This is a genomic window from Mesorhizobium sp. M3A.F.Ca.ET.175.01.1.1, from assembly GCF_004791945.1.
Classification (GTDB): domain Bacteria; phylum Pseudomonadota; class Alphaproteobacteria; order Rhizobiales; family Rhizobiaceae; genus Mesorhizobium.
In genome coordinates this window covers 262198-287738 of the sequence record NZ_SRTP01000005.1, presented here as the reverse complement: position 1 = coordinate 287738, position 25541 = coordinate 262198, and the positions used below count along the sequence as shown (strand labels likewise).

General features: G+C 64.1%; 22 protein-coding genes. 12 read left to right on the top strand and 10 right to left on the bottom strand.

Translation table 11 applies throughout. The features are described from left to right. Positions 1 to 97 precede the first annotated feature (97 nt). The gene (locus tag EN818_RS15035) at positions 98 to 1303 is read right to left on the bottom strand and encodes a multidrug effflux MFS transporter (protein WP_095808138.1); all 1206 of its coding nucleotides are present in this window, start codon (positions 1301 to 1303) and stop codon (positions 98 to 100) included. A 174-nt stretch (positions 1304 to 1477) separates the two neighbouring features. Here EN818_RS15035 and EN818_RS15030 point away from each other — a divergent pair, with 174 nt between their 5' ends. The 4 genes from EN818_RS15030 to EN818_RS15015 all read left to right on the top strand — a co-directional run bounded on the left by EN818_RS15030 (position 1478) and on the right by EN818_RS15015 (position 3260). Further along, complete coding sequence (locus EN818_RS15030) at positions 1478 to 2161, top strand: TetR/AcrR family transcriptional regulator (RefSeq protein ID WP_095808139.1); 684 nt, start codon at positions 1478 to 1480, stop codon at positions 2159 to 2161. A gap of 117 nt (positions 2162 to 2278) precedes the next feature. After that, positions 2279 to 2809, top strand: coding sequence for an SspB family protein (locus EN818_RS15025; protein WP_095808140.1), 531 nt, complete (start codon positions 2279 to 2281; stop codon positions 2807 to 2809). A 16-nt stretch (positions 2810 to 2825) separates the two neighbouring features. Further along, positions 2826 to 3023: a DUF4169 family protein gene (locus tag EN818_RS15020; RefSeq protein ID WP_095808141.1), complete on the top strand. Its 198-nt coding sequence runs from the start codon at positions 2826 to 2828 to the stop codon at positions 3021 to 3023. A gap of 9 nt (positions 3024 to 3032) precedes the next feature. After that, complete coding sequence (locus EN818_RS15015; protein WP_095808142.1) at positions 3033 to 3260, top strand: ribbon-helix-helix domain-containing protein; 228 nt, start codon at positions 3033 to 3035, stop codon at positions 3258 to 3260. A 104-nt stretch (positions 3261 to 3364) separates the two neighbouring features. Here the strand turns inward: EN818_RS15015 and EN818_RS15010 are convergent, their stop codons facing one another. Further along, positions 3365 to 5167, bottom strand: coding sequence for a chloride channel protein (locus EN818_RS15010; protein ID WP_095808143.1), 1803 nt, complete (start codon positions 5165 to 5167; stop codon positions 3365 to 3367). Between the two features lie 187 nt (positions 5168 to 5354). On the opposite strand from EN818_RS15010, the gene EN818_RS15005 reads away from it, so the two are divergent. Next, a complete protein-coding gene (locus tag EN818_RS15005) occupies positions 5355 to 5786 on the top strand; it encodes a helix-turn-helix domain-containing protein (RefSeq protein ID WP_095808144.1) in 432 nt (143 codons plus the stop codon). 51 nt (positions 5787 to 5837) lie between these two features. On the opposite strand, the gene EN818_RS15000 is transcribed toward EN818_RS15005, so the two are convergent. The 3 genes from EN818_RS15000 to EN818_RS14990 all read right to left on the bottom strand — a co-directional run bounded on the left by EN818_RS15000 (position 5838) and on the right by EN818_RS14990 (position 12064). Then, a complete protein-coding gene (locus EN818_RS15000) occupies positions 5838 to 9887 on the bottom strand; it encodes an AsmA-like C-terminal region-containing protein (protein ID WP_095808145.1) in 4050 nt (1349 codons plus the stop codon). A 198-nt stretch (positions 9888 to 10085) separates the two neighbouring features. Further along, a complete protein-coding gene (locus EN818_RS14995; protein WP_095808146.1) occupies positions 10086 to 10643 on the bottom strand; it encodes a hypothetical protein in 558 nt (185 codons plus the stop codon). Positions 10644 to 10645: 2 nt separating this feature from the next. Continuing rightward, complete coding sequence (locus EN818_RS14990; RefSeq protein ID WP_129553872.1) at positions 10646 to 12064, bottom strand: FAD-linked oxidase C-terminal domain-containing protein; 1419 nt, start codon at positions 12062 to 12064, stop codon at positions 10646 to 10648. A 218-nt stretch (positions 12065 to 12282) separates the two neighbouring features. Between EN818_RS14990 and EN818_RS14985 the strand changes: the two genes are divergently transcribed. After that, a complete protein-coding gene (locus EN818_RS14985; RefSeq protein ID WP_095808147.1) occupies positions 12283 to 12768 on the top strand; it encodes a thioesterase family protein in 486 nt (161 codons plus the stop codon). A 146-nt stretch (positions 12769 to 12914) separates the two neighbouring features. Beyond that, a complete protein-coding gene (locus tag EN818_RS14980) occupies positions 12915 to 13112 on the top strand; it encodes a hypothetical protein (RefSeq protein ID WP_095808148.1) in 198 nt (65 codons plus the stop codon). A 6-nt stretch (positions 13113 to 13118) separates the two neighbouring features. On the opposite strand, the gene EN818_RS14975 is transcribed toward EN818_RS14980, so the two are convergent. Continuing rightward, a complete protein-coding gene (locus EN818_RS14975) occupies positions 13119 to 13595 on the bottom strand; it encodes an Lrp/AsnC family transcriptional regulator (protein WP_095808247.1) in 477 nt (158 codons plus the stop codon). 178 nt (positions 13596 to 13773) lie between these two features. Between EN818_RS14975 and EN818_RS14970 the strand changes: the two genes are divergently transcribed. After that, entirely contained in the window at positions 13774 to 14598 is an 825-nt protein-coding gene (locus tag EN818_RS14970) for a DMT family transporter (protein WP_095808248.1), read from the top strand. Between the two features lie 16 nt (positions 14599 to 14614). On the opposite strand, the gene EN818_RS14965 is transcribed toward EN818_RS14970, so the two are convergent. After that, positions 14615 to 15502: a dienelactone hydrolase family protein gene (locus EN818_RS14965; protein ID WP_095808149.1), complete on the bottom strand. Its 888-nt coding sequence runs from the start codon at positions 15500 to 15502 to the stop codon at positions 14615 to 14617. Positions 15503 to 15688: 186 nt separating this feature from the next. Between EN818_RS14965 and EN818_RS14960 the strand changes: the two genes are divergently transcribed. Further along, entirely contained in the window at positions 15689 to 16123 is a 435-nt protein-coding gene (locus EN818_RS14960) for a hypothetical protein (protein ID WP_095808249.1), read from the top strand. Between the two features lie 6 nt (positions 16124 to 16129). Here EN818_RS14960 and EN818_RS14955 read toward each other — a convergent pair whose 3' ends face one another. After that, positions 16130 to 18445 carry a glucose/quinate/shikimate family membrane-bound PQQ-dependent dehydrogenase gene (locus EN818_RS14955; RefSeq protein ID WP_095808150.1) on the bottom strand — a complete coding sequence of 772 codons (2316 nt, stop codon included), beginning with the start codon at positions 18443 to 18445 and terminating at the stop codon, positions 16130 to 16132. Positions 18446 to 18625: 180 nt separating this feature from the next. On the opposite strand from EN818_RS14955, the gene EN818_RS14950 reads away from it, so the two are divergent. Continuing rightward, a complete protein-coding gene (locus EN818_RS14950; RefSeq protein WP_095808151.1) occupies positions 18626 to 21391 on the top strand; it encodes a UvrD-helicase domain-containing protein in 2766 nt (921 codons plus the stop codon). 183 nt (positions 21392 to 21574) lie between these two features. Further along, positions 21575 to 23062 (top strand): esterase-like activity of phytase family protein, encoded by a 1488-nt coding sequence (locus EN818_RS14945; RefSeq protein WP_129553870.1) that lies wholly within the window; start codon positions 21575 to 21577, stop codon positions 23060 to 23062. A gap of 126 nt (positions 23063 to 23188) precedes the next feature. Here the strand turns inward: EN818_RS14945 and EN818_RS14940 are convergent, their stop codons facing one another. After that, positions 23189 to 24397: an MFS transporter gene (locus tag EN818_RS14940; RefSeq protein ID WP_095808153.1), complete on the bottom strand. Its 1209-nt coding sequence runs from the start codon at positions 24395 to 24397 to the stop codon at positions 23189 to 23191. A 139-nt stretch (positions 24398 to 24536) separates the two neighbouring features. Here EN818_RS14940 and EN818_RS14935 point away from each other — a divergent pair, with 139 nt between their 5' ends. Further along, positions 24537 to 25118: a TMEM175 family protein gene (locus EN818_RS14935; RefSeq protein WP_095808154.1), complete on the top strand. Its 582-nt coding sequence runs from the start codon at positions 24537 to 24539 to the stop codon at positions 25116 to 25118. Between the two features lie 58 nt (positions 25119 to 25176). On the opposite strand, the gene EN818_RS14930 is transcribed toward EN818_RS14935, so the two are convergent. Then, complete coding sequence (locus EN818_RS14930) at positions 25177 to 25458, bottom strand: hypothetical protein (protein ID WP_095808155.1); 282 nt, start codon at positions 25456 to 25458, stop codon at positions 25177 to 25179. Between the last annotated feature and the right edge of the window lie 83 nt (positions 25459 to 25541).

The window sequence follows — 25541 nt, the reverse complement described above, 5'->3', positions numbered from 1 at the left end:
GCGTATCCCGCCTTGGTGCTCGTGACATGGACGATGCGGCCAGTTCGTCACATGAAAAAGGCCGGTCTGCCCGGCCTTTTCATGTGACTGGCGGCTCTTACTCCGCAGGCGCTTCCACCGCTTCCCGCGCGCGGCCGAGCGTCACCTTGGCCAGGCTGAACGCGATGACCGCGCAGAGGGTGATTCCGGCAACCATCGGCAGCGGCGTGCCGTCGAAGAAGACGCCTGCGACGCCCATCGCCAGCGCGCCGATGGCGAAATGCAGCGTGCCCATCAGCGCCGAGGCCGTGCCGGCGATCTCGCCATGCTCTTCCATCGCCAGCACCGATGTGGTCGGAATGACGAGGCCGAGGAAACCGTAGCCGACGAAGAGCATCACCGCCATCACGTCGAGCCGGTCGACGCCCGAAGCCATGATCGCGAACAGCGCCACCATCACCGTGGCATAGCCGGTCACCGCGACCCAGACGACGCGCTTGAGGCCGAACCGATCCGCCAGCAATCCCGTCAGCTGCGACATGCCGATGAAGGCGACCGCGTTGATCGAGAAGAACACGCTGTAAACCGAAGGCGACAACCCGTAATGGTCGATCAGGATGAAGGACGAGCTCGACAGATAGACGAAGAAGCTCGCAATGCCGAAGCCGGCGATGGCCGTCAGCCCGAGGAAGTTGAGGTCGCCCAGCAGATAGCGGTAGGCCGAGAGCGCGGTTCCGAAGGACGAGCCGGCACGCTCCTCGACCGACCGCGTTTCCCTGAGCGAGGTGGCCAGTAGGATGGTAGCGAGCGCCGCAGCGCCGGTGACCGTCCAGAACACCGCGCGCCAGCCGAAGCTCTCGATGATCTGGCTGCCGGTCAGCGGCGCCAGAATGGGCGACACCGAGAACACCAGCATCAGCAGCGACATCAGCTTGGCTGCCTCGTTGCCGGTGTGCAGGTCGCGCACGATGGCGCGCGGCACTGCCATGCCGGCGCTGGCGCCGAGCCCCTGCAGGAAGCGGAACGCGATCAGCCATTCGATGGTCGGCGCCATCGCCGAGCCGACGCCGCCGACCATGAACAGTGCGAGACCGGCATAAAGCGGCAGCTTGCGCCCGACCATGTCCGAGATCGGACCGACGACGATCTGGCCGAAGCCCATCGACAGGAAGAAGATCAGCAGGCTCATCTGCACGGCGGCCGTGCCGGCGTGCAGATCCTGGCCGATCGACGGCAATGCGGGGAGATACATGTCGATCGCGAAGGGGCCGATTGCGGACAACAAGCCGAGCACGACCGCGATGCGGAGGAATTTGGGATTCATGATAGGGCTTCTTTCGGATCTGGTTGCCGCCGTGTTCCGGCGTCTACCCAAGGACGTTCCATCCCCGGAAAACCCGACATCCAAGAAACTCTCTGGTGAGCGGATTTCCCTTTATTGTGTCCACAAAATTAGACAGGCTTGTCCAATTCGTCAATCACCGCTATATAGATTTTTATGAAGCCGAGCGTTTCTCCTGACACTTTCCCGCCACGCAGCCACGAGGCCAAGCGCATATCGGTGGTCGGGGCTGCTGCTTCAGTTTTCTGCCGGGAAGGCTATGCCGGCGCCAATATCGACCTGATCGCGGCCGAGGCGGGCGTTTCGCGCCAGACCATTTATAATCATCATCGCGACAAGGAGAAGCTCTTCATGGCCGTGGTGCGCGACCTGACCGAGCGCTGCAACGCCGGCATCTTCGCCACCATCGCCACCTTCCCCGACCAGCCCGCCGATCTCGAGGCCGACCTGATCGCCTTCGCGGTGCGCATGAACCGCAACTGCATCTGCAACCGAGATGGCCGGTTCCTTCGCAAGTTGATTCAGGCCGAGGGCGAGCGCTATCCGGAACTCTTTGCCGAATGGCGAGAACAGGGGCCGGGCCGCACCTGGTCGGCGCTTGCCGCCCGCTTCGCCCGCCTTGCCTATGCCGGTCATCTCGCGATCGACGATCCCGACGTGGCGGCACGCCAATTCCTCGCGCTCGTCAATGCCGAATTGCAGATAACCTTCATGCTCGGGGGCACGCCGACGGACGACGAGGTGCTCCAATCCGCCACTCATGGCGTGCGCACGTTCCTCGCTGCCTTTGGCCTGCCGAAAGTGGCAGCCGTCAGGAAGGCCGCCCTCGCCCACGCTTGAGGGAATCAATTAACCGCGTCCCCCCTTGGCCTGAACGCTTCGCGCCTATATCCGGTTTACGCCGCGCCCAAGCTTGATTACAGCTATGGGGACGATTCAACGGAACCCGACCACCACATGGCCGACGACCACATCCGCTACGACATTCTCGCCCAGGAGGCATTGCGCGGCGTCATGCGTAAGGTTCTGGCGGAAGTCGCACGCACCGGCCTTCCGGGCAATCATCATTTCTTCATCACCTTCCTGACCGGCGCCCCTGGCGTGCGCATATCTTCGCGGTTGCGGGAGCGATATCCGGAGCAGATGACCATCGTCATTCAGTTCCAGTACTGGGATCTCAAAGTGACGGACACCGGCTTCGAGGTCGGCCTCTCCTTCTCCGACGTTCCGGAAAGGCTGGAGATTCCGTTTTCCGCCGTGCGCGGCTTCTATGATCCGTCGGTCAACTTCGAGCTTGAGTTTGACGTCAGGTCGGAAGGAAGCGCTGAGGACGAGGCTCCCACGCCGCCCGAGCCGGTCGCCGTGGTTGCTGAAAAGAAGCCGGAAACGAAGAAGAAGGCCGCCGAGGCCGAGAAGAAGACGGCCGTCGCCGATCCGGGCGGCAAGAGCGCCGACGTGGTTTCGCTCGACGCCTTTCGCAAGAAGTGAACGGACGGGCTGCGCAATGGGCGACGTCGTCAACCTTCGCCAAGCCCGCAAGCAGAAAGCGCGGATCGAGAAAGAACGCCAAGCCGGCCGGAACAGGACGCTGCATGGCCGCTCCAAGGCCGAGCGCGAACGTGACCGGCTGACTTCAGACAGAGTCGAAAAGTTCATGGACGGCCATCGCCGCGAAAAGCCCGGCGATCCCGGCGAACGCTGAGCACCTCGAATGGCTGCGGTCGAAAAACGCTCGGTGACGATCCGAGGCCACCGCACCAGCTTCTCTCTGGAGCAGCCGTTCTACGACGATCTTGTCGCCATCGCGGGGGCGCGTTCGATCTCGCTGGCAGCGCTTGTAGCCGAAATCGACGAAACGAGAACGCGCGACGCCAATCTCTCCTCCGCGCTGCGGCTTTATGTGCTGGCCTGGGCAAAGCGCGGGGGCAAGCCGCCTTGAGCAGCTCTAACATGTCTCCCGAAAGAGGGAACGGTTTCGGGACAAAGAGATGCGTAGAATCAAAAACCTAAAGCGCATGGAGCGAATCTGAAAGATCGTGCGCCTTAGACTGGATCGCCGGCGCTCTGTCGCGCCTTGCGCTTGGCTCCGAAGCTGAGCAACGCTGAGCGCTCGCGCTCTTCAGCCTGCTTCTTCGAGCGCACCCGCATGAGGTCCTTCCAGCCGACATAGCCGACCAGCCGCTGCTCATCGCGCGAGACGACCGGCAGATGCGAGACATTGGCCAGGAGCAGCTTGTCGGACAATCCTTCGAGATATTCGTCGGGATAAGCGAGCGTGACCTTGCTGCCGGTAAGCAGTTCGCCGAGGGTCGTCTTGCGGTGCTTGCCGGCGCGGCGCCAGCGCAGGATCGCCGGCGGGTCGATGAGGCCGAGCACATGCCCGTCCTGGTTGATGACCGGGAAGCTCGGGTGCCTGGTGTGCGGCGCGGTCAGGAACGCCGCCGCGCCATGCAGCGTCATGGTCGACGGCACGCTCTCGACCTCGGTCGTCATCACTTCGCGCACCCTGGTCAGCGCGAAAGGATCGACCCGATACTCGCGGACGAGGTGATGCCCGCGCCGCGCCACCTTTTCGGTTAGGATCGAGCGCTTCATCAGCAGAACGGTGACGGCATGGGCGGTCGCGCAAGCCGCGATCAGCGGCACCAGCATATGAGTGTTGCCGGTGAGTTCGACCGCGAAGAACGTCGCGGTGAGGGGCGCGCGCATGGTGCCGCCCATGGTCGCTGCCATCGCGAGCAGCGGCCAGAAGCCCGGCGTCGCTTCCGGCAGGATGCCGGCAAGCACTGCTCCCATCGCGCCGCCCATGATCAGCAGCGGCGCCAGCACGCCGCCCGATGTTCCAGAACCCAATGCCACCGACCAGATGATGGCCTTCACCACGAGCAGCAGGAGTGCGGCGCCCGCGACGATACGGCCATCCAGCATGTTGACGATGTTGTCGTAGCCGACGCCGAGCGCCTGCGGTTCGATCAGCCCGCCGATGCCGACCACCAGGCCGCCGATCATCGGCCACCACATCCAGTGGATCGGCAGTTTTTGAAACGCATCCTCGCAGGCATAGACCATCTGCGTCAGCAAGCCCGAAAGAAGGCCGGCGGCGATGCCGATCAGCACCCAGCCGCCCAACCCGGCGACCGAAGCTTCCATGCTGCCCGCAAACGGAAAAATCGGCCCCGGCAGGTGCAGCAAGGTGCGCTCTACTTCTGCGATGATCGCCGCCACGGCGACAGGAATAAAACTGCGCGGCGTCCATTCGAACAGGAGCAGTTCGACGGCGAGCATGATGGCGGCGATCGGCGTCCCGAACACGGTCGTCATGCCGGCTGCAGCACCCGCCACCAGCAGCGTCTTGCGCTCATTGTCGCTGACCGGGAGCATCTGCGCGATCAGCGAACCGATGGCGCCACCGGTCATGATGATCGGGCCCTCGGCGCCGAACGGTCCACCCGAGCCGATCGAGATCGCCGACGACAGCGGCTTCAGCACCGCCACCTTGGCATCGAGACGAGAGCGGCCGAGCAGGATTGCCTCGATGGCTTCGGGAATGCCATGGCCGCGGATCTTCTCGCTGCCGAAACGAGCCATCAACCCGATAATCAGCGCGCCGATCACCGGGACGATCACGGCGCCATAGCCGAGCGGGGTGTCCTCAAGCCTGAGTTCGGCCAGACTGAACTGGCCGAAATAGGCAATGTTTGTGGAGAGCCGGATGAGCTTCAACAGCACGATGCCGGCGAACAGCCCGGCGGTCGCGACCACGACCGCTATGGCGGCGATGACGAGCACCCGCGCATCGGTGGTGAAGTCGCGAAGATGGCCGTTTCCGGCGTGAGACGTTTTCATTTCGGGAGCCTGAGCTTTCTGGCGGCGCAAGTGCCGTCCGGTTGTCGGCCGGCTTCATATCGTAATACGATATAATTCTTCAAGGCTGTTTTCGACCATCGCTCCGCGTCATTTTGGACATGGATCGCGCCAGGCCCTGGCCTTCATAAGAGTTGAGCTTTGGCGCAAAAGAGCCATAAGTCGGGGTATGACGCATTCGCAAAAGCCGCGCCCCTCGATCAGCCAGGCCGAATACCAGCGGCTGTCGGAGTTCCGCTATCTAATCCGCCGCTTTCTGGAATTCAGCCAGCTTCAGGCGAATGAGGCCGGGCTCACGCCCCGCCAGCACCAGGCGCTGCTGGCGATCAAGGGTTACCCCAGTGGCGGGCCGGTGACGGTCGGCGATCTGGCCGAGCGGTTGCGCATCCGCCATCACAGTGCGGTCGAACTGGTCAACCGGCTTTGCGAGGCCGGTCTTGTTACGCGCGATCAGGACAAGGCCGACAATCGCCGCGTGCTGTTGCAGCTCACCCCCCTTGCCGACGACCGTCTTGCCGATTTGTCGGCCGCGCATCTCGACGAGCTTTCGCGCATCGAGCCCATGTTGCGGCGCCTGCTCTCTCGCCGGGAGCAGCCCTGAGCGCCATGGCCGGGAGGCGGCGAACGCCGCAGCCGTCCGAAGCGACCGCCGTCATCCGCCGTCCAGCGACTTCAGCAGATTCTCGATCGTGAATGGATTGGCATTGGGTTTCGGGAGCACTGGAGCGGAATCGTCGTTGACGCCGGGAAGCGAGCGGTCGACCTTCGGCTTCTGCTCAGCGGCCTTGCGCTCGGCTTCAAGCCTGGCCTGCTCGGCCTTCTTGCGATCCGCCGCGGCCTGGGCTTTCGCGGCCTCGTCGGCGGCCCCCTTGGCCTTCGCTTCTTCCTCCGCTCTGGCTTTGGCTTCGGCTTCTGCCTTTGCCTGCGCCTCGGCCTGAGCCTTGGCTTCAGCTTCTGCCTTGGCCCTCGCCTCTTCCTCCGCCCTGGCTTTGGCTTCGGCTTCTGCCCTTGCCTGCGCCTCCGCCTCTGCTTGAGCCTTGGCTTCAGCCTCCGCCCTGGCCCTCGCTTCTTGCTCGGCCTTGGCTTGCGCTTCGGCTTCTGCCTTTGCCTGCGCCTCGGCCTCGGCCTTGGCCTTGGCTTCAGCCTCGGCCTTCTGCCGCGCCTCTTCTTCCTGCCGGCGCAGTTCCTCCGCCGCCCGCTCGCGCTCGGTTTGCAGTGCCGCGTAATAGCGCGCCTCGCGCCGCAGCCTCTGCTTCTCGAGCAGCGACGCCTGCATTGCCTCGACGCGCTGCTGTTCCTTCTCCAGAGCACGCTGCGTCAGGAACTGCGCCAGCGGCTCGCTGTCGAACTGACGCGCCGTTGCGCCCAGCGGTCCGGCAACGCTGAAATTCATCGACGGCTCTGATCCCACCATCGCCTCGTCGCCGGCCCGGTAGTGGATCGTGCCGTTGGCTGTGACACTGCCGCCAACGAGGTCGGCGGTAACGTCGGCCGACAACGTTGCAGCCGGATTGTCGAGGCTGATCGGCGGCGCTCGCAGAACACCGCCGGCTACGGTGAAAGCGATCTCCGCGTCGCCTGCGGCGAAATTGCCGTCCCCGACGATCTGCGGCGCGAAACCGGCGGTCCTGGCCGCGTCCATGTCGCGGCCGATGACGTCGGCCTTGGCGATGATGGCGGCAAAGGCATCGGGATTGATGCCGGCGATGTGCAGCCCTTTCAGCGCTGCGGTGCCCGACCCGGACAAGGCGGCGATCATCGCATCGACCGACTTGCCGCTGGTCGACAGCGAGGCCGAAATGTCGGCGGCTCCGTTGATCCCGGTCTCAGGCAAGACCGCGGAGAGATCACCGCCGGCGAGTTTCATCTGCCCCGAAAACAGCCCGGTCCCGTCGGTGTTCTTCAGTTCGAACAGGCCGGTCAGTTCGCCGCCATAGAGTTTGGCCTTAAGATCCGAGACACGGATGCCTTCGCTGTCGAGCTTGAGGGTCAATGAGGCGTCGCGGGCCATGGCGAACGGTCCGGCGGCAAGGGCTGCCGTGTCGAGATCGAGATCGGCGCTGAACGGCAGGCTGGACTTCTGGCTGAAAGGCGCTGCCGGCCAGCCGCCCTTGGCGGCCATGAAAGACTGATCGCCGAACAGGGAAACCGCCAGAGGATCGAGATCAAGCTCATCGAGCGCCAGAGCGCCAGCCAGATGCGGCAACCCGTCCTTGACGTCGACATTCACATCGCCGGAAACCGCCGACTTGTTGATGGAGCCGTTGAGGCTGCTCAGCACCAGCAGCCCGTTGGCGAAATCGGCATCGGCCGCAAGCGATGTCGAGGTTCCGGTCCCCATGCCGGGCAGGCCGATGCCGGTCGTCATCAGCCAAGGCTCGATATCGGCGGCGTCAAGGCTGACCTTGCCCTTGGCGATTGCGCCTTGCGGCGGGTCCGCGATAGTGCCCAGGAAGCCGACCCTGAAGTCGTCGGCCGTCAGGCTGAAGCTGGTCGCCAGGCCACCGCCCAGCGTGCCCTTCGCCGACAAATCGGTGGTTGCCTGGCCGAGCATGCCGAGCGGCAGCGCCGGCAGGCCGTAGAGCGCCAGCAACGTCGTGGCGTTCGCATTCCTGGCGTTGAAAGTGAGCGCGACCGGCGCATCGAGCAGCCGGTCCGCGGTTCCCTTGCCGGACAACGAAGCCGAAAAGGCGGACCCGCCGGCCTTGCCTTGTGCGCTCAAGGCCAGCCCGGTCGTGCCATCGCCATTGTCGGCGGCGCTCGTCAGCAGATCGATACGGGCATCCTGGAACAGTTCGGGGTAGGCCGCCGCCCTGGCCGCCAGGCCCTTCAGCACTGCATTGCCGGGATAGTGTTGCGCCGCTACGTCGATCAGCGGCTTCAGGTCCACCGCCACAACCGAAGCGTCGAGCTTCCCGGTGGGGCTTTCCGGAAAATCCTTGACCCGGCCGGTGGCGCTGATCGATGCCCCGGCAAGCCCGCCGACCGAAAGCCTGTCGATCTCGAGCAGCCCTTGGCGCAGCCGCAGCGCCGTATCCACGGTGTCGGCCGTCAGCCCGCCGGCGCTGACCGGGCCCGCCCTGATCTGGAAATCGAGGTCGCGGTCCGAGAAGCGGTTGGCCCCCTTGTCGCTGACGAAGATCGAGGCGAAGGCCGCCAGCCCGTCGACGTCCAGGTCGCCGCCTTCCAGCCGCATCAGCACAGAGGGCCTTGCACCGTCGGGCTGGCTGGAATCGATGCTGCCCGAGAATCTCGCCTTGCCGAGAACCAGTTCGAGATCGCTGAAGGTCTGCCGGTTTTCGCTGAGGTCGACTTTGGCATGGAACCCCGCCGCCGGCAGCCGCCGGATCGCATCGTCAACGTCCTTCGACAGCCAGGCGGCAAAGCCGGACGGTTGCCCGACGGCAAGCAGCAGCGAGCCCTCAAAGCCAAAATGATCCTCGACGCTCAGCATGCCGTCCGCCTCCAGCGTCGCCCGGCCCGGCAGCGTCGCCGCAAGCGACTTCACCGACCAGCCACCCTCGACCGGCTCGGCCGACAGCCGCACATCGCGGACCGTGGTGTCGCCCGCCACCACCGCCGGCAGCCTGACCTCGACGGTGCCGGGTATGGTCGGCTTCGGCATGTGCAGCAGCGTTTGCTCGAGGCCCGCCATGCGCTGGTCGAGCGTCAGCCCGGTTCCGGCCGCTGCCCCCACCGCCTCGTCGAACTGGACCTGCGCGCCGCTCGCCTCAATCGAAAAGCGCGGCTTTGGACCAAGATCGACGGAAGCCTTGCCGTCGGCGGTATAGGGATTGTCGAGCGGACCGGTTTCGAAACGGAATTCGTCGATTCCGAGCTTTTGGTGATTGAGCGCGAATTTGCCGTTGATGCGAAAGCCCGGGTCCGGCTTGCCGGCGCTGACCTTGACCGGCTCGCCATCGGTGCCGCGTAGTTCGGCCGTGTTGCCGTCGGTGCCAGTGTTGTCGGAACTCGTGATCTTGAACTGGCCGGAATAGGCCGCCGCGCCCTTGACGATGCCGGCATTGCCATCGCTCTCGACGACCATCGGGTAGCCAGCTGGGTTGGCCTTCAGCCGCAGTCGCATCCGGCCGTCTGCCTCCACCTTGCCGGTGGAGGCGCTGACTTGCGCGCCCAATCCGTCGAAGCGCAGCGAGCCGTCCATTCGCCATGGCCCGGCAAGCGACTTCGCCGAAACGGCCGCGTTGATCTCGGAGATCAGATGACTGCGTCCGCCGGCGGCATGGCGCAGCTCGATCTGCCCTTCGGTCACCGTCAGCTTCTCGATCGCGATCTGGCCGGGATCGAAAGGCGTCGAGGGCCGTATCGCCCAGTCGACCGTGCCGTCGGCGGCGACATCTATGGTCCCTTTCGGATGCACCAGCCGCATGTCGAAGATCAGCAGCTCGCCGCGCAGAAACGGCGCGAGCTCGGCATCCATCGAGAAGGTCTCGACCGTCATGGCCGGCTGGCCCCCAGGACCGCCGGCAACCTCGACATTGGAAAACGTCACCGAAGGGAATGGCAGAAGCCGAGCCGTCGCGTCGCCTTTCACCGTCACCTTGCGGCCGAGAATGACGCTCGCCTCGCGCTCGAAATCGGCGCGGTAGCTGGTCCAGTCGATGAAATAAGGCACCACCAGCGCCGCGCACAGCACCAGCACGAAAAGTCCACCGAAGATCACGAACAGACGAGCGAGCATCGGCTCCAATGCGTCGGGTTAAGTCAGCCGCACTCTACCTGCATCCGCGTGTCGATAAAGAGGCAATTCGGCGGGGTCGGCGGGCAAACCGTGGGCGTCCCTGTGGCGGTCCAGAAGATATTGCAGCGATGCGTCTAGCGGGTCGCCGAACGCTTGCGACCAAACGGCAGCGCGATGAAGCACAAGCGAAACCGCTGATCAACCGCGTCGCAGAAGCCGTGTGAAAAATCCAGTTGGTTTGACGCGGTCCGCCGAAACATTGTGACCGATGATCTCCATCAAGGCCGTCAGTATCGCCCCCCTGCGAAGGCTCACCGCGAAATCTTTGGCGACAAATTCAAGCGTTGAATCGTGAAATGTCAGGATGAAATGCCGGTAGCCTGAGAACAGCTCAGGCATGTGCGACGGGTGAACCCGGTTTGCTTTTTCGAGGGATCCTATCCACGAGGAATTTCGGACTTCGAACGCGGAATACGGCTGCAGCCCAAGTCCGTAGAGACGATGACCGCTCAAGGCTTCGTCATTCGGCGGCCCGAATTGAACGGCGAGATAGGGATCTGCCGTCAGGATCGCGACGGACTGACCGCGGGTCGAAGGCGAAACAGAACGCGCATTCGTGCCGTCGAATCCCCGATCTGGGACGCTGACGATATAGGCGATCAACAGCCGCCCTTCAACCGCGAAAACATGCGGCAATGGAGCGCCTGCCGAGGATAGCGGCAGGTCGATCGGCGCCAGATTTTCCGCCTCTGACATCTCTATTGACGGGCTCCCGGCAATATCTTGCCCGGGTTCATGATGTTGAACGGGTCGAGCGCCTGCTTGATCGTGCGCATGACGTCGACGCCATGGCCGAGTTCGTGGCGCAGGAAGCCGATCTTGCCCTGGCCGACGCCGTGCTCGCCGGTGCAGGTCCCTTCCATGGCGATCGCCCGCATGTTCAGCCTGGCGACGAATTTTTCCGCCAGCGCGATTTCTTCCGGGCTGTCGGTATCCATCAGCACCAGCACATGGAAATTGCCGTCGCCGGCATGGCCGACGATCGGCGCGATCAGGCCCATTTCGGCAATGTCGGCTTCGGTCTCGGTCACGCATTCGGCCAGCCGCGAGATCGGCACGCAGACATCCGTCGACAGCCCCTTGGCGCCGGGACGCAGCGTCAGCGATGACCAGTAGGCATCGTGCCGCGCCTTCCACAGCTTCGTCCGCTCCTCGGCGACGCTGGTCCACAAGAACGATCCGCCGCCTTGCTCTTCGGCGATCATGCCGAATGTTTCGGCCTGCTCGGCAACCCCGGCGTCGCTGCCGTGGAACTCCACGAACAGGCACGGGCTTTCTGGATAGTCGAGCTTCGAATAGGCCTTCATGGCACGCATCTGCAGCGCATTGACCAGCTCGATGCGCGCCACCGGAATGCCCATCTGGATGGTCGCGATCACCGTGTTACAGGCCGCCTCCAGGCTTGGGAACGGACAGACGCCGCCGGAGATCGCCTGCGGAATGCCCTGCAGCCGAAGCGTGAGCGAGGTGATGATGCCGAGCGTGCCTTCGGAGCCGACCAGAAGCCGCGTCAAATCATAGCCCGCCGAGCTTTTCTTCGCCCGCTTGCCTGTGGTCACCGCCTCGCCGTCGGCCATGACGGCGGTCAGCGACAGAACGTTCTCGCGCATCGTGCCGTAACGCACGGCGTTGGTGCCGGAGGCGCGCGTCGCCGCCATGCCGCCAAGGGAAGCGTTGGCGCCAGGATCTATGGGAAAGAACAGGCCGGTGTCGCGCAAATGCCGGTTGAGATCCTCGCGCGTCACGCCGGGCTCGACCGTGCAGTCGAGGTCCTGCGGATTGACCGCGAGGATGCGGTTCATGCGCGAGGTATCGACCGAGACGCCGCCGCCCGGCGCATTGGTGTGGCCCTCGAGCGACGAACCGATGCCGAAGGGGATGACCGGCACGCGATGCGCCGCGCAGGCGCGCACGATTTCCTGCACCTCCGGAGTCGTCTCGACGAAGACCACTCCGTCCGGCGCCTGGGTCGGGATATAGGTCGTGGTGTGAGCATGCTGGCTGCGGATCGCCTCCCCGGTCTGAAAGCGCTCGCCGAACTGCTGCTTCAGGATGCCGAGCACCGCGGCGATGCCCTCCTCATTGCGCTCGACAGGATTGAGGTCGCTCAAAGCCATGGATTCCTCCGCGAATGGACCAGTGCCAACGCTTGTCATGAAGCTATGGATGATGCCTAAAGCAATTCCAGGAAAAGTGTGAAGCGGTTTTCCGTCCGGAATTGCCGCATAACAACGCAACTCAAGGAAAAGTGTGAAGCGGTTTCCGTGCGGAATTGCGCAGAACGACGAGAACCTCACCAGTTAGGCCCTGTCCAGCGACAATCAAGGAAGACCAGATGACGATCCCTGCCCCGTTCATTTCGCGAGCCATGGACATCGAGAAGGACTGGATCGACTACAACGGCCATCTCAACATGGCCTATTACAACGTGCTGTTCGACCGCTGCTCGGACGAGGCCTTCGAATTGATGGGCATGGGGCCGAATTACGCCAAGGAGCGCCGCCTCACCATCTACACCGCGGAGGTCCATGTCTGCTACGTGCAGGAGTTGCATCTCGACCACAAGGTCAAGGTCTCGTTCCAGCTCATCGACCACGACGAGAAGCGGTTGCGGGCCTATCAGGAAATCCGCCATGTCGACGGCTGGCTGGCCGCAACGTCCGAATCGCTCTCGCTGCATGTCGACATGTCGGGGCCGAAAGTCGCTCCCTTCCCGGCCGACGTGCTCGCCCGGATCGAAGCCATGCGCGCAGCCCATGCGGCGCTGCCGATGCCGGAGCGGGCCGGCCGCTCGATCGGCATCAAACGCAAGAGCGCTTGAAGGCCCCCGGCGCCCGCGTTAACCTTACCAAGGTTTTAACGTGAACAAGCCGATCGGGGCGTTGAGCGACTCAGCGGGGCGTTCGAGAAGGGACCTGATCGGGTTTGCGCGGGCGGCAGGGCGGAAATGCGGTTCGAGGAAAGTGCATGAAAACCGACATCAAGGTCGAGGTGGAGCGGCTGGCGGCCGATCCGCGCATCACCGACTATGATTTCTGGCGATCGCTCAAGAACGTCAACAACGAGATCTTCCACATTGCCAACAACAACGAGCCGATTCCCTTCGAGATGATCCGCTGGCGTGCGATCCTGAAACAGGCCCGCATGAAGCGCGGTCACGCCTGAATTCTTTTAACCCTCCTTCAGAATGCCCAGCGGCGAGCGCGGCTCGACCGGCGACGACTGTATGATCGCGGTGTTAGTCATCGCATAGGGAATGATCCTGTCGATCACCCGCTCGAGGTCCGTGACCGAGCCGACATGCGCCAGCGCGATGAAGCAGTCCTCGCCGGCCACCCGGTCGCATTGCGCGATTTCCGGCAGCTCGCGGATGATCTCCGTCACGATCGAGAGCTGCCCCGGTACCGGCCTGATCCTGAGCCAGGCCGAGAGCTTCATGCCGAGCGCCGCCGGATTGATCCTTACCGTATAGGCTTCGATCACGCCGCTCTCCTGGAGCTTGCGGATGCGCTCGGCCACGCTCGGCGCCGAGAGCCCCACGGCCCGCGCCAACTCGGCCGTGCTGGTCCGTGCATCCTTTTCCAGGAGCCGCAGGATCTTCAGATCCGCGCGGTCCAGATCGGTGTTTTCATTTCGAAGGCGTTTCAGGAAAACTAACTTTCTTCGATGCAGGATTAGGGTGGAGGAGCCTTTCATGACCCATATGATCGGCAGTTCTACCTGCGATAATGATCGCATGAAACCGCAAGGGCAAGTGCCCGCCGCAAACGTTATCACCCGCGAGGGGGATGCCCCGCGTCCCGCCCGCAGCGGTTGGTCCGATGCGCTGCCGCCGCATGTCTGGTTCTGCGTCAGTGCCGTGTTCCACTATCTCGGGCCGGCCTTCGCCGTGCTGCTTTTCGCCCAGGTCGGCGTGCTCGGCATGGCTTGGCTGCGCATAGCCACTGCCGCGCTCGTTTTCATGCCGTTGACGAAGCCATGGAGAGTGTTCGCTCACGCCGACCGCTCAGCACGCCTCCTCCTGCTGGCCTTCGGCGCCTGCCTGGCGGTGATGAACTGCTCCTTCTATCTGGCGCTCGACCGCTTGCCGATCTCGCTGGTCGCCGCGATCGAATTCGTCGGCACGATCGGTGTGGCGCTTGTCGGGTTGAGAAGCCAACGCAACTTTCTGGCACTCACCATCGCCGTCGCCGGAACCTTGCTGCTGATCGACGTCAAATGGTCGAGCGATCCGGTCGGCCTGTTTTGGGCCTTCCTCAACGGCGCACTCTTTGTCGCCTACATCGTCATCGGCCATCGCCTCGCCCAGACCGGTACCGGCATCGCCGGCCTCGGCGCGGCCATGGCAATCGCTTTCCTGGTCGTGTTCCCCATCGGGTTCAGCGAGGCGCTGCCGGCCTTCTCGGCCCCGCAGTTGCTGTTCGCCGCCGTTGGCGTCGGCGTCTGCTCCTCGGTCATCCCCTATATCTGCGACCAGCTCGCCATGGCGCAGCTGCCGCGGGCGAGCTTCGCGCTCATGCTCTCGCTGTTGCCGCTCACCGCGACCCTGATCGGCGTTCTCGTGCTCAGGCAGGTTCCCAGCCTCATCGAGTGTCTGGGCATCATGCTGGTGGTGACAGGCGTCGCCGTTCACAAACCATTGCAGGCGTAGTTCGCCGGCTTGCCCGTCAGGCGAGCTTCTCCTTCAGGAAGGCGATCGTGCGCGCCCAGGCCAGGTCCGCCGCCTTCTTGTCATAGCGCGCGGCCGAGGTATCGTTGTTGAAAGCGTGATTGACGCCTTCATAGACATGGAGCGTGTATTCGACATGCGCGGCATCGAGCGCCTTCTTATAGGCGTCGATGCCGGCGTCGATGCGCTCGTCCAGTCCGGCATAATGCAGGAGCAGCGCCGCCTTTATCTTGGGCACATCCTCGGCCTTGGGCTGCATGCCATAATAGGCGACGCCGGCGCTGAGGTCCGGCGCATTGACGGCCAGCGCATTCACCGCGCCGCCGCCCCAGCAAAAGCCGATCGCGCCGACCTTGCCGTTGCCGTCTTTGTCGCCCTTCAGATAGGCGACGGTCGCAACGCCATCGGCCGTTACCTGCTTGGCGTCGAGCTTGGTGAACAAGTCGCGGGCCTTGTCCTCGTCGGCAGGCGTGCCGCCAAGCGGCGACAGGAAATCCGGCGCCAGCGCGACGAAACCTTCCAACGCCACGCGCCGTGCGACATCGCGCATATGCGGATTGAGGCCACGGTTCTCGTGGACGACGATGACCGTGCCCAGCCTTCCAGACTGGCCCGCCGGCTTGACCAGATATCCCTTCATCTCGCCGCTGCTGCCGGGATAGGTGATGTCCTGCCCCTTAACGCGCGGATCGTTGTCCGCCACGATCGCCGCCTGCGCCGAATTCGCTGCCAGCATCGGCGCGATCGCGGCGGCCGCCGCGCCCGACCCCGCCAGCTTCGTCAGTTGCTCCATGAAACGGCGCCGGTCGAGCGTCAGATGGGTGTATTCGTCATAGGCGTCGATCATGGCCTGGGTGATGACGGGCTTGGCGACGGGTTCGGTCATGGCTCTCCTCGGCTTTTGCACGGCTTCGTGCGCAAGATAGGGTCGACGCACGCATGGTCCAGACGATGATGAGCATGCTGGGGCTCATCACGTTTTGGTCATTTCCGAAAGCCTTGTTGGTGCTGTCACAATGGGACGGGAAGCTGCCACATGCGCGGTCCGATCGGCGACGAAAGGAGAAGCTCCATGAACGTCCAGGACATCGTCAACACGGTTTCACAAAAGGCAGGCCTCGACCAGGCGACTACGGAAAAGGTCGTGGGCACTATTTTTTCCGTTCTCGAATACGAAGCCGAAGGCACCAGCGTTTCGTCTTTCTTCGACAAGATCCCTGGCGCCGGCGCGCTGGCGCAGCAATATGATGTGATGGCCGCTGGTGCGGCCGGTTCGGGCGGCGGCCTGCTGTCGTCGCTGCAGGGCGCGCTTGGCGGCGTGCTCGGCGAAAAGGCCGGTGCGCTCATCAACGGCGTCGCCGCGCTCAAGGCATCCGGGCTCGACATGGCGCAGATCCGCCAGGCCGGCGAAACATTGATCAAGCAGGCCGAAGCAGCCGCCGGACCCGATCTCACCAACCAGGTCCTCGGCCAGGTGCCCAGCCTCAGGGGCCATCTCGGCCTCTGATGTAGCCTACTGCGGCAGTGAATAAGCCATCACGTAGTCGCCAGGCTTGGTGCCGACCGAGCCGTGGCCGCCGGCGACGATGACGACGAACTGGCGACCGTCGGCGACCGTGTAGGTCATCGGCGTCGACTGCCCGCCCGCCGGCAACCTTGCCTTCCAGAGCTGTCGCCCGCTGGTGAGGTCATAGGCGCGCAGGAAATCGTCGACCGTTGCGCCTAGGAAAGCGACGCCGCCGGCGGTGATCATAGGTCCGCCAATGCCCGGCACGCCGACCTTGAACGGCAGTGGCAGCGGCGTCATGTCGTAGACGGTGCCGTTGCGATGCTTGTAGGCGATGTTTCCGGTCCTCAGGTCGACGCCGGCGACGTAGCCCCAGGGCGGCGCCTGGCACGGAATGCCGAGCGGCGACAGGAACGGCCCCATGACCACGGCGTAAGGCGCACCCTCGTTGCGGTTGAGCCCCTGTTCGCTGCCCTTGGCGTTGTCGCCCGGCGGGGGGACCTCCGCGCGCGGAATGAGCTTCGAGGTGAAGGCGAGATAGGTCGGCATGCCGAACATCACCTGCCGCAGCGGATCCACCGCGACACCGCCCCAGTTGAAGACGCCGAAATTGCCGGGATAGACCAGCGAGCCTTGCAGCGAGGGCGGCGTGTAGCGCCCCTCGTAGCGCAATTTCTTGAGCTCGATCCGGCACGCCAGCTGGTCGAACATGGTGATGCCCCACATGTCGGCCCCTGTCAGCGCCTTCGGGTTGAAGGAGAGATCGGATGCAGGCTGCGTCGGGGAGGTGTGGTCGCCCTCGATCGCACCGCCCGGCGCCGGCACTTCCTTTACCGGCACGATCGGCTCGCCGCTGCGCCGGTCGAGCACATAGATGTCGCCCTGCTTGGTCGGCCCGACCAGTGCCGGCACCTCGCCGCTCTGCGTCGTGATGTCGACCAGTATCGGCTGCGCCGGAACGTCCATGTCCCACAAATCGTGATGCACGGTCTGCCGCACCCAGCGCAATTGTCCTGTGTTGAGGTCGAGCGCCGTGATCGAGGAGGAGAATTTCTCGACATTGGCGCTGCGGCCCATGCCGAGCTGGTCGGGAGTCTGGTTGCCGAGCGGCACGTAGAGCAGGCCGAGCTTCTCGTCGGCACTCGGCGTCGACCACATGTTGGGCGAGTTGTTGGTGTAGTCTTGCCCTGCCGGCAGCGGGGCCGTCTGGTCCGGGTTGCCGGAATCCCAGTTCCACAGCAAAGCGCCGGTGCCGGCGTCATAGGCGCGGATGACGCCCGACGGCTCCTCCGTCGAATAATTGTCATTGACCGCGCCGCCGACGATGATCTTGCCGGCGACAATCAGCGGCGCCGATGTCGAATAGTAGTAGCCCGACTTCGGATAGGGCATGTTGGCCATCAGATTCAGCGTGCCGCCTTCGGCGAAGGACGGGCACACCTGGCCGTTCGCCGCGTCGAGCGCGATCAGCCGCGCATCGGACGTCGGCAGATAGATACGGCTTGCGCAAGGCTGCCCCGCCGCGATCTTGGGGTCGGCGTAGTAGGATACGCCGCGGCAGGTCTGGTGCTGCCGGTTGGGATCGAGCTTGATCTTCGGATCGTAGCGCCATTTCTCCTTGCCGGTCGCCGCATCGACGGCGATGGCGAAATTGTGCGGCGTGCAGATGAACAGCACATCGCCGATCTTGAGCGGCGTCACCTGGTAGGTCGTTTCGCCGATGTCGTCGGGACCTTTCACATCGCCGGTGCGATAGGTCCAGGCCGGCTGCAGCCTGGCGACGTTGTCAGGCGTGATCTGGTCGAGCGGCGAATAGCGCTGGCCGAACGGCGTGCGCCCGTAGAAGTGCCATTCGCCCGCCGGCATATCGCCGCCGAGATTGGCCGTCGGCGTCACCTTGTCTGTGCCGAGCGTTCCGCCGATATCCTTGGGGTCGGCGGTCATCGAATAGCCGGCAACCGCCAGCGATGCGAGCACCGCCAGGATGAGCGGCGCGCGTCCGTCCGGACCGGTGAAGCCCCGTCTTGCCCAAGGCGTCAGCAGCCACAGCGCGATGAGGACGATGACGCCGCCGCGCGGGCCGAGCTGCCACCAGTCGAAACCGGTTTCCCACACCGCCCAGCAAAGCGTGGCGAGCACGATCGCCGCGTAGAGCCACAGCCCTGCCGAGCTGCGCCGGAAAATGAGCCAGGCGGTGACCACGAAGGCGAGCCCGGCGATCAGGTAATACCAGCTGCCGCCCAGCGTCACGAGCCAAATGCCGCCACCGCCAACCGCCAGGCCGATGAGGAGAAGGACGACGGAGGTGAAGGTGACAGCCAAGATGATACTCCTTCGACTGTTTGCGCGCCTGCGGCGGCACGCCAGCAACGGCGCCGTCCCTGCCCAGCCGGCAGCTTTCTCTCGCAAGCTACGGCTGTCAAGCTGGCGTGGGACAAGGAGAAATAGAACAAAACGGAGACACTTCTAGCCTTTCGCTCCCGAATCACTACATTCGGGGTGATGCCCGGCTTTTCGGAAGATATGCCCTTCTTCGACGAACCGAATGCGCGGCCCGCGGCCCCGTCCGGCATTGCCGCGCGCGCCATGGCCGCCCGCAGCGCGCAGAATCGCGCGCCCGACTATCTCAACGGCCTCAATCCCGAGCAGCGGCTGGCGGTCGAAACCACCGAAGGTCCCGTGCTGGTGCTGGCCGGCGCCGGCACCGGCAAGACGCGCGTCCTGACCACGCGCATCGCCCACATTCTCAACACCAAAAAGGCCTGGCCCTCAGAAATTCTGGCCGTCACCTTCACCAACAAGGCCGCCCGCGAGATGAAGCAGCGCATTGGACTGCTGATCGGCGACGAGAATGTCGAGGGCATGCCCTGGCTCGGCACTTTCCACTCGATCGGCGTCAAGCTGCTGCGCCGCCATGCCGAGCTTGCCGGGCTGAAGTCCGATTTCACCATCCTCGACACCGACGACGTGGTGCGGTTGATCAAGCAGATCATCCAGGCCGAAGGGCTGGACGACAAGCGCTGGCCGGCCAAGCAGTTCGCCCAGATGATCGACAACTGGAAGAACAAGGGTCTCGGCCCCGACGAGATTGCGGAAGGCGATGCACGCAGCTTCGGCAACGGCAAGGGCCGCCAGCTCTACAGGGCCTATCAGGAACGGCTGCAGACGCTGAATTCCTGCGACTTCGGCGATCTGCTCTATCACCCGATCCGCATCTTCCGCGCCTATCCGGACGTGCTGAAGGACTATCACCGCAAGTTCAAATACATCCTGGTCGACGAGTACCAGGACACCAACACCGCGCAGTACATGTGGCTGCGCCTGCTGGCGCAAAGGCCAGGAACTTCGAGAAATGGGACTCCGGGCGGCCGCACACCGGGCGCTACGAAGTCGACTATCGATAGAACAGAGGGCGGTCACTACAGACCACCCGTTCCCGAAGAGGAACCGTTAGCCCGCAGCGATGAGTGGGATATTTCGGCCGAAGGCCGCAAGCCCGACCGGGCGTCCGAGCCGTTGCGAGGCCCCCGCAGAGGGCCCGCGCCGGCAGGCGCGGAACAGCCCGTGAGCGTAAATATCTGCTGCGTCGGCGACGACGACCAGTCGATCTATGGCTGGCGCGGCGCCGAGGTTGACAACATCCTGCGCTTCGACAAGGATTTCCCTGGCGCCACCATCATCCGGCTGGAGCGCAACTACCGCTCGACCGCGCACATACTGGGCGCCGCCTCCCACCTCATCGCCCACAATGAGGGCCGCTTCGGCAAGACGCTGTTCACCGACCGCAACGATCCCGAGGACGACAAGGTCCATGTCCATGCGGCCTGGGATTCGGAGGAAGAGGCGCGTGCCATCGGCGAGACCATCGAGGCCTATCAGCGCCCCGATAGAGAAGGCAATCGGCACAACCTCAACGACATGGCGATCCTGGTCCGCGCGTCCTTCCAGATGCGCGCCTTCGAAGAGCGCTTCATCACGCTCGGCTTGAGCTACCGCGTCATCGGCGGCCCGCGCTTCTACGAGCGCCTGGAAATCCGCGATGCGCTGGCCTTCTTCCGCGTCGTCGCCAACAGCGGTGACGACCTCGCCTTCGAGCGCATCGTCAACGTCCCGAAGCGCGGCCTCGGCGAGGCCACCATCCGCCAGATCCACGACACGGCGCGTGCCATGCGCATCCCGATGCTGGAGGCGGCCGCAACACTCGCCGAAAGCGACGAGCTGAAGCCGAAGCCGCGTGCGGCGCTGCGTGAGGTCGCAGCCAATTTCGAGCGCTGGCAAAAGGCGCTGGAAACGACGCCGCATACCGAACTCGCCGAGACCATCCTCGAGGAGAGCGGCTACACCGACATGTGGAAGAACGACCGCTCGGCCGAGGCGCCCGGGCGGCTGGAAAACCTCAAGGAGCTGATCCGCTCCATGGAGGAGTACGAGTCGCTGCGCGCCTTCCTCGAGCATGTCGCGCTGGTGATGGAGGCTGAGCAGGGCGAGTCGCTCGATGCGGTGTCGATCATGACGCTGCATTCGGCCAAGGGCCTCGAATTCGAGACCGTCTTCCTCCCCGGCTGGGAGGAAGGCCTGTTTCCGCACCAGCGCGCGCTGGACGAGGGCGGCCGCTCCGGGCTGGAGGAAGAACGGCGGCTTGCCTATGTCGGCCTGACGCGGGCGAAGAAGAACCTGCACATCTGGTTCGTCTCCAACCGCTTGATCCATGGGCTGTGGCAATCGACGATCCCGTCGCGCTTTCTCGACGAATTGCCGGAAACCCATGTCGATGTCGCCGACAGCGGCAGCAGCTACGGCGGTTATGGCAACCCTTACGGCGGCGGCTCTTTCGCCTCCGGCCGCGGCGGCGGCCGGCAAAATCCCTATGGCGCCTCGCGTTTCGACAATATCGGCACCGAGAAATCGGGCAGCTTCTCCAACACTTATGCGACCCCCGGCTGGCAGCGCGCGCAGGCGAACCGCACCGAGGCGACCGACCGCAACTGGGGCACGCGCTCCGGCCACCAGGTCGAACGCATCGGCTATGGCGAAACAGACTCCGGCTATGGCGCCGGCCGCACCAGCGTCAAGGGCCGCACCATCGAGGGCGAACTGGTGGCCAAATCGGTGGCCGACACCCCGTCCCCTTTCAAGCTCGGTGACCGCGTCTTCCACCAGAAATTCGGCAACGGCAACATCGCGGCCATCGACGGCAACAAGCTGACCATCGACTTCGACAAAGCCGGCCAGAAACGCGTGCTGGACGGTTTCGTCACCGGGGTCTGAGCTGCCCTGCCGCGCAAGTATCCGCCGACACCCGTCGCCTTCCATTAACATCAGCAACCCGCAGCCTCTGTCACGCAACCATCATGTTGGCGTCCTACACCGCTAGTCCTGGGTCTTCAGCGGCCCTCGAAGGCGGGCTCCACCTGCCCTTCAAACCAACCGTTATTGAAGGGGACATGAATCATGAAGACCCTGCGTCCGTCTGGGTATTGGCTGATCGCCGCAACGCTCGCTGCTTCCGCTGTTTCACATCCCGCGCTCGCCGACGGCACCGCTTACGTCAACAAGGGCCTCGTCGGCGTCGGCCGCATTCCGGCCAGCCAGAAGGATAAGTTCGGCGAGACCTTCGGCTCCGGCTCCGGCATGGCGATCGACACCAGGTCCTGGACGCGTGATGGCGCGACCTACAAAGGCTCGCTCTGGCTGCTGCCGGACCGCGGTTACAACGTCGTCGGCACCACCGACTACCGGCCGCGCCTCAACACGATCTCGATCGAGCTTGCCCCGACCGCGTCGGGCGCGGCACCCGCGGCTGGACAAGAACAGTCGGGCGTCAAGCCGACGGTCGCCGACACCATCCTCCTGACCGACGACAAGGGAGTGGACGCCACCGGCCTCGATCCGTTGAACGGCGTGCGTGCAGCCGCGGGCGACATGCCGATGCTGCCGCAGGCCGACAACGGCAAACTGGCCCTGGACGACGAGGCGATCGTGCGGCTGCCCGACGGCACCATGTTCATCTCCGACGAGTACGGTCCCAACATCTACCGCTTCTCGGCCGACGGCCACCTGATGTCGGCGACGCAACCGCCGGCCGCCCTGGTGCCGACGCGCCATGGCAAGCCGAACTTCGCTTCCGACAATCCTGGCGCGGGCGCCGCCGAGCCTGACCCGAAGGACCCCGACACCGGCCGCCAGAACAACCAGGGCCTCGAAGGCATGTCGATGACACCCGATGGCAAGTTCCTGATCGCCGTGCTGCAATCGGCGACCCGCCAGGATGGCGGCGATTCCGGCTCGACCCGCCAGAACACCCGTGCGCTGGTCTATGATACTTCCGACCTCGCCCACCTCAAGCTGGCGCACGAATATGTCGTGCCGCTGCCGGTGTTCAAGGACGCCAAAGGCAAGACCAAGGTGGCCGCGCAGAGCGAGATCGTGGCGCTGTCCGACAACAGCTTCCTGATGCTGGCGCGCGACAGCGGCAACGGCCAGGGCGTGAAGGGCGACGAGTCGATCTATCGCAAGATCGACATTGTCGATCTATCGGGAGCGACCGACATCGCCAACGGCCCGTTCGATGCCGCCGACAAGCCGGTGGCTGCGAAGGGCGTGCTCGATCCGTCGGTGACACCGGCCAAGCTCACCACATTTATTGACATCAATGACAAGGCCGAACTCGGCCGTTTCGGCCTGCATAATGGTGCGCCGAACGACAGGAACAACCTCTCGGAGAAGTGGGAGGCGATGTCGCTGGTCAGCGTGCTCGATCCGAAGCTGCCCGACGATTATTTCCTGTTCGTCGCCAATGACAACGACTTCCTGACCCAGGACGGTTTCCAGGTCGGCGCGGCCTACAAGGCCGAGGATGGCGCCGATGTCGACACCACTTTCCTGGTCTATCAGGTCACCCTGCCCGGCCTGTCGGGAAACAGCCTCGCCGCGAACTGACCCAATGGGGTATCATTTGGCCCAGCCCTGCGAGAAATTCATGGATGTCAGGCCTGCGATAGCATCGCGGGCCTGATCCATTTTGGGTGCCCTCGGCTTTCGCCGAAACGCCGAACCGGCTGATCGTTACTTTGCGTATTTGGCGCCGAACCCCAGTGCCACCATCGAGAAGATCGTGATCATGCCGGCAAAGGCGAGGCTCGCCGCGGTGGCGCTCGCCAAGCTCGACAGGATACCGATGCCGATGACCGGCAGCGCGTTGCCGCAGAAACAGCAGATGAAGAAGGCCGAGACCACTTCGGCGCGGCGGTTGCCTGGCGCGATCTGGTTCACCACCTGCAGGCCGCCTCGATAGCCGAGCGCCGCCGCCACGCCGCAGAGCGCGGTGGCAACGATCATAATCGCCATCGAGGCGAAGACCTGTGCCGCGACGATCAGCGCCACGGTCGGAATCATCAGGACGAGCGCGGCGAGCATGGTGAAGCGGCTGGGCAGCCGCGCCGTGACCAGGATCGTCGCCGCGGCCACGATCGACAGTTCGAAGAACAATCCGCCGGCCTCCGCGTGACTGGTCGCATTGAGTTGCTGCGCCAGGATGCTCGGCGCCAGCGCCGCATAGAAGCCGACCAGCGCCATCGCGCCGAAGCCGGTCACCGCAGGCGCCACGAACTGCGCGCGGATGCTGTCGGGAACCGAAAGCCGAGGTCGCATCGAGACATCGGAAATTCGCCCCGGCCTGGAGACCGTCTCTTGCGTGCGCCAGATCAGCAGGGTGATCAGCGCCAGCACGACAAGGTAGACGCCGAATGTCAGCCTCAACGGCCAGGGCGCATATTGGGCTAGCACCCCCGATAAGAGCGCGCCGACGCCCAGGCCGATGAAGTTGGTGCTGGTGGCGATAATGGCGGCGCGCGATTTGTCCTCACCTTCGATCAGTTCGGCAAGCCAGGCTGTCCCGGTTCCCGCGCCGACACCTATGCCAAGGCCGCTCAGGATGCGGGCGATGTCCAGCCATGCGAGATTTTCGGCGAAGAGAAAGAACAAGGCGCTTACGACGGCTACAGCCATCGCCGCCAGCGCGGCCGGACGGCGGCCGACAACATCCGACAGCCGGCCGAAGAACAGCAGCGCCGCCAGATTGCCGACCACATAGACGGCGTAGACCAGCGTCAACGTGATCTGCGAAAAGCCGAAGGCCTGCTTATAGATGACGTAGAGCGGCGTCAGCGCGGTGCTGCCGGCAAACAGCGCGGCGATCATTGCCGCGACGGCAGCCGTTCCGGCGCGGCCGCCGATTTCATTGTCGCGCGGCATGGTTTGGGTGTAGCTGGTCATGGCGACCTCCGGGAGTTGCAAGCCCAATCGCCTATATGGTGGCGCCGTTCCGCTTTCCCAACGCGCTGCTGACAATCCTGACAGTATGGTCTTATGCGGCGCCATTTCGTAATCTCGGACGATCCGCCAGGGAGGAACCATGGGCAAGGGACGGGTCGAAGCATTCACTGATGGCGTCGTCGCCATCATCATCACCATCATGGTGCTCGAATTGAAGGTGCCGCATGGCGAGGACCTCGCGGCACTGGCGCCGCTCTGGCCGATCTTCTTCTGCTATGTGCTGTCCTTCATCAATGTCGGCATCTACTGGAACAATCTGCACAACATGTTCCACACCGTGCAGCGCGTCGACGGACGCGTGCTGTGGGCCAACCTCAATCTTCTGTTCTGGCTGTCGCTGGTGCCGGTGACGACTGCGTATATGGGCGAGAACCACTTCGCGCCTGTGCCGGTCGCCGTCTATGGCATCGACCTTGTGCTCTGCGCCGTTGCCTACACCATCCTGGTCGTCAAGCTGGGCCATCTGCACGGCGCCGACACGACCTTCGCCAGAGCCATCGGCCACGACAAGAAGGGCAAGATCTCGCTGGTGCTCTACATTGCGGCCGTTCTGCTGACCTTGCTCAGCCAGTGGATCAGCGTGACGATCTACGTCCTGGTCGCCATCATCTGGTTTGTGCCTGACAAGCGGTTCGAACGCCTGATCGAAAGAAGCAGCTAGCGCCACTCCAGGAAAACTGCGCAGCGGTTTTCCGTCCGCAAAATGCGAAAAACAATGATTACTCCCGCATCGCCTTCAGCCTCTCGGCGACCGAGGCGGCAAGGTCGGCATAGCGCTCCTCCAGCCTTTCGGCCGCCTTGATGACCCGAAAATCATGGCCGAACTTCTCCAGTGCCATGCGTAGCTTCTCGGCGAAATCCGCCTGCTTCTCCAGTGCCGAAAACAACGTCTTGACCTGCGTCTCGCTGATATCGGGATTGCCAAGCATCTTGGGCACCTCGCGGCCCATCTGGTCGCCGGTGGCGGTCTGTTCCTTCAGGATGCCGATCCAGTCGGTCAATCGTCGAACTCCTCTTTGCCGGCAGAATGCGCGGCGCGCGCGGTCGCGGTCAACCCGTTGCCGCACATTGCGGGCAATCCGTT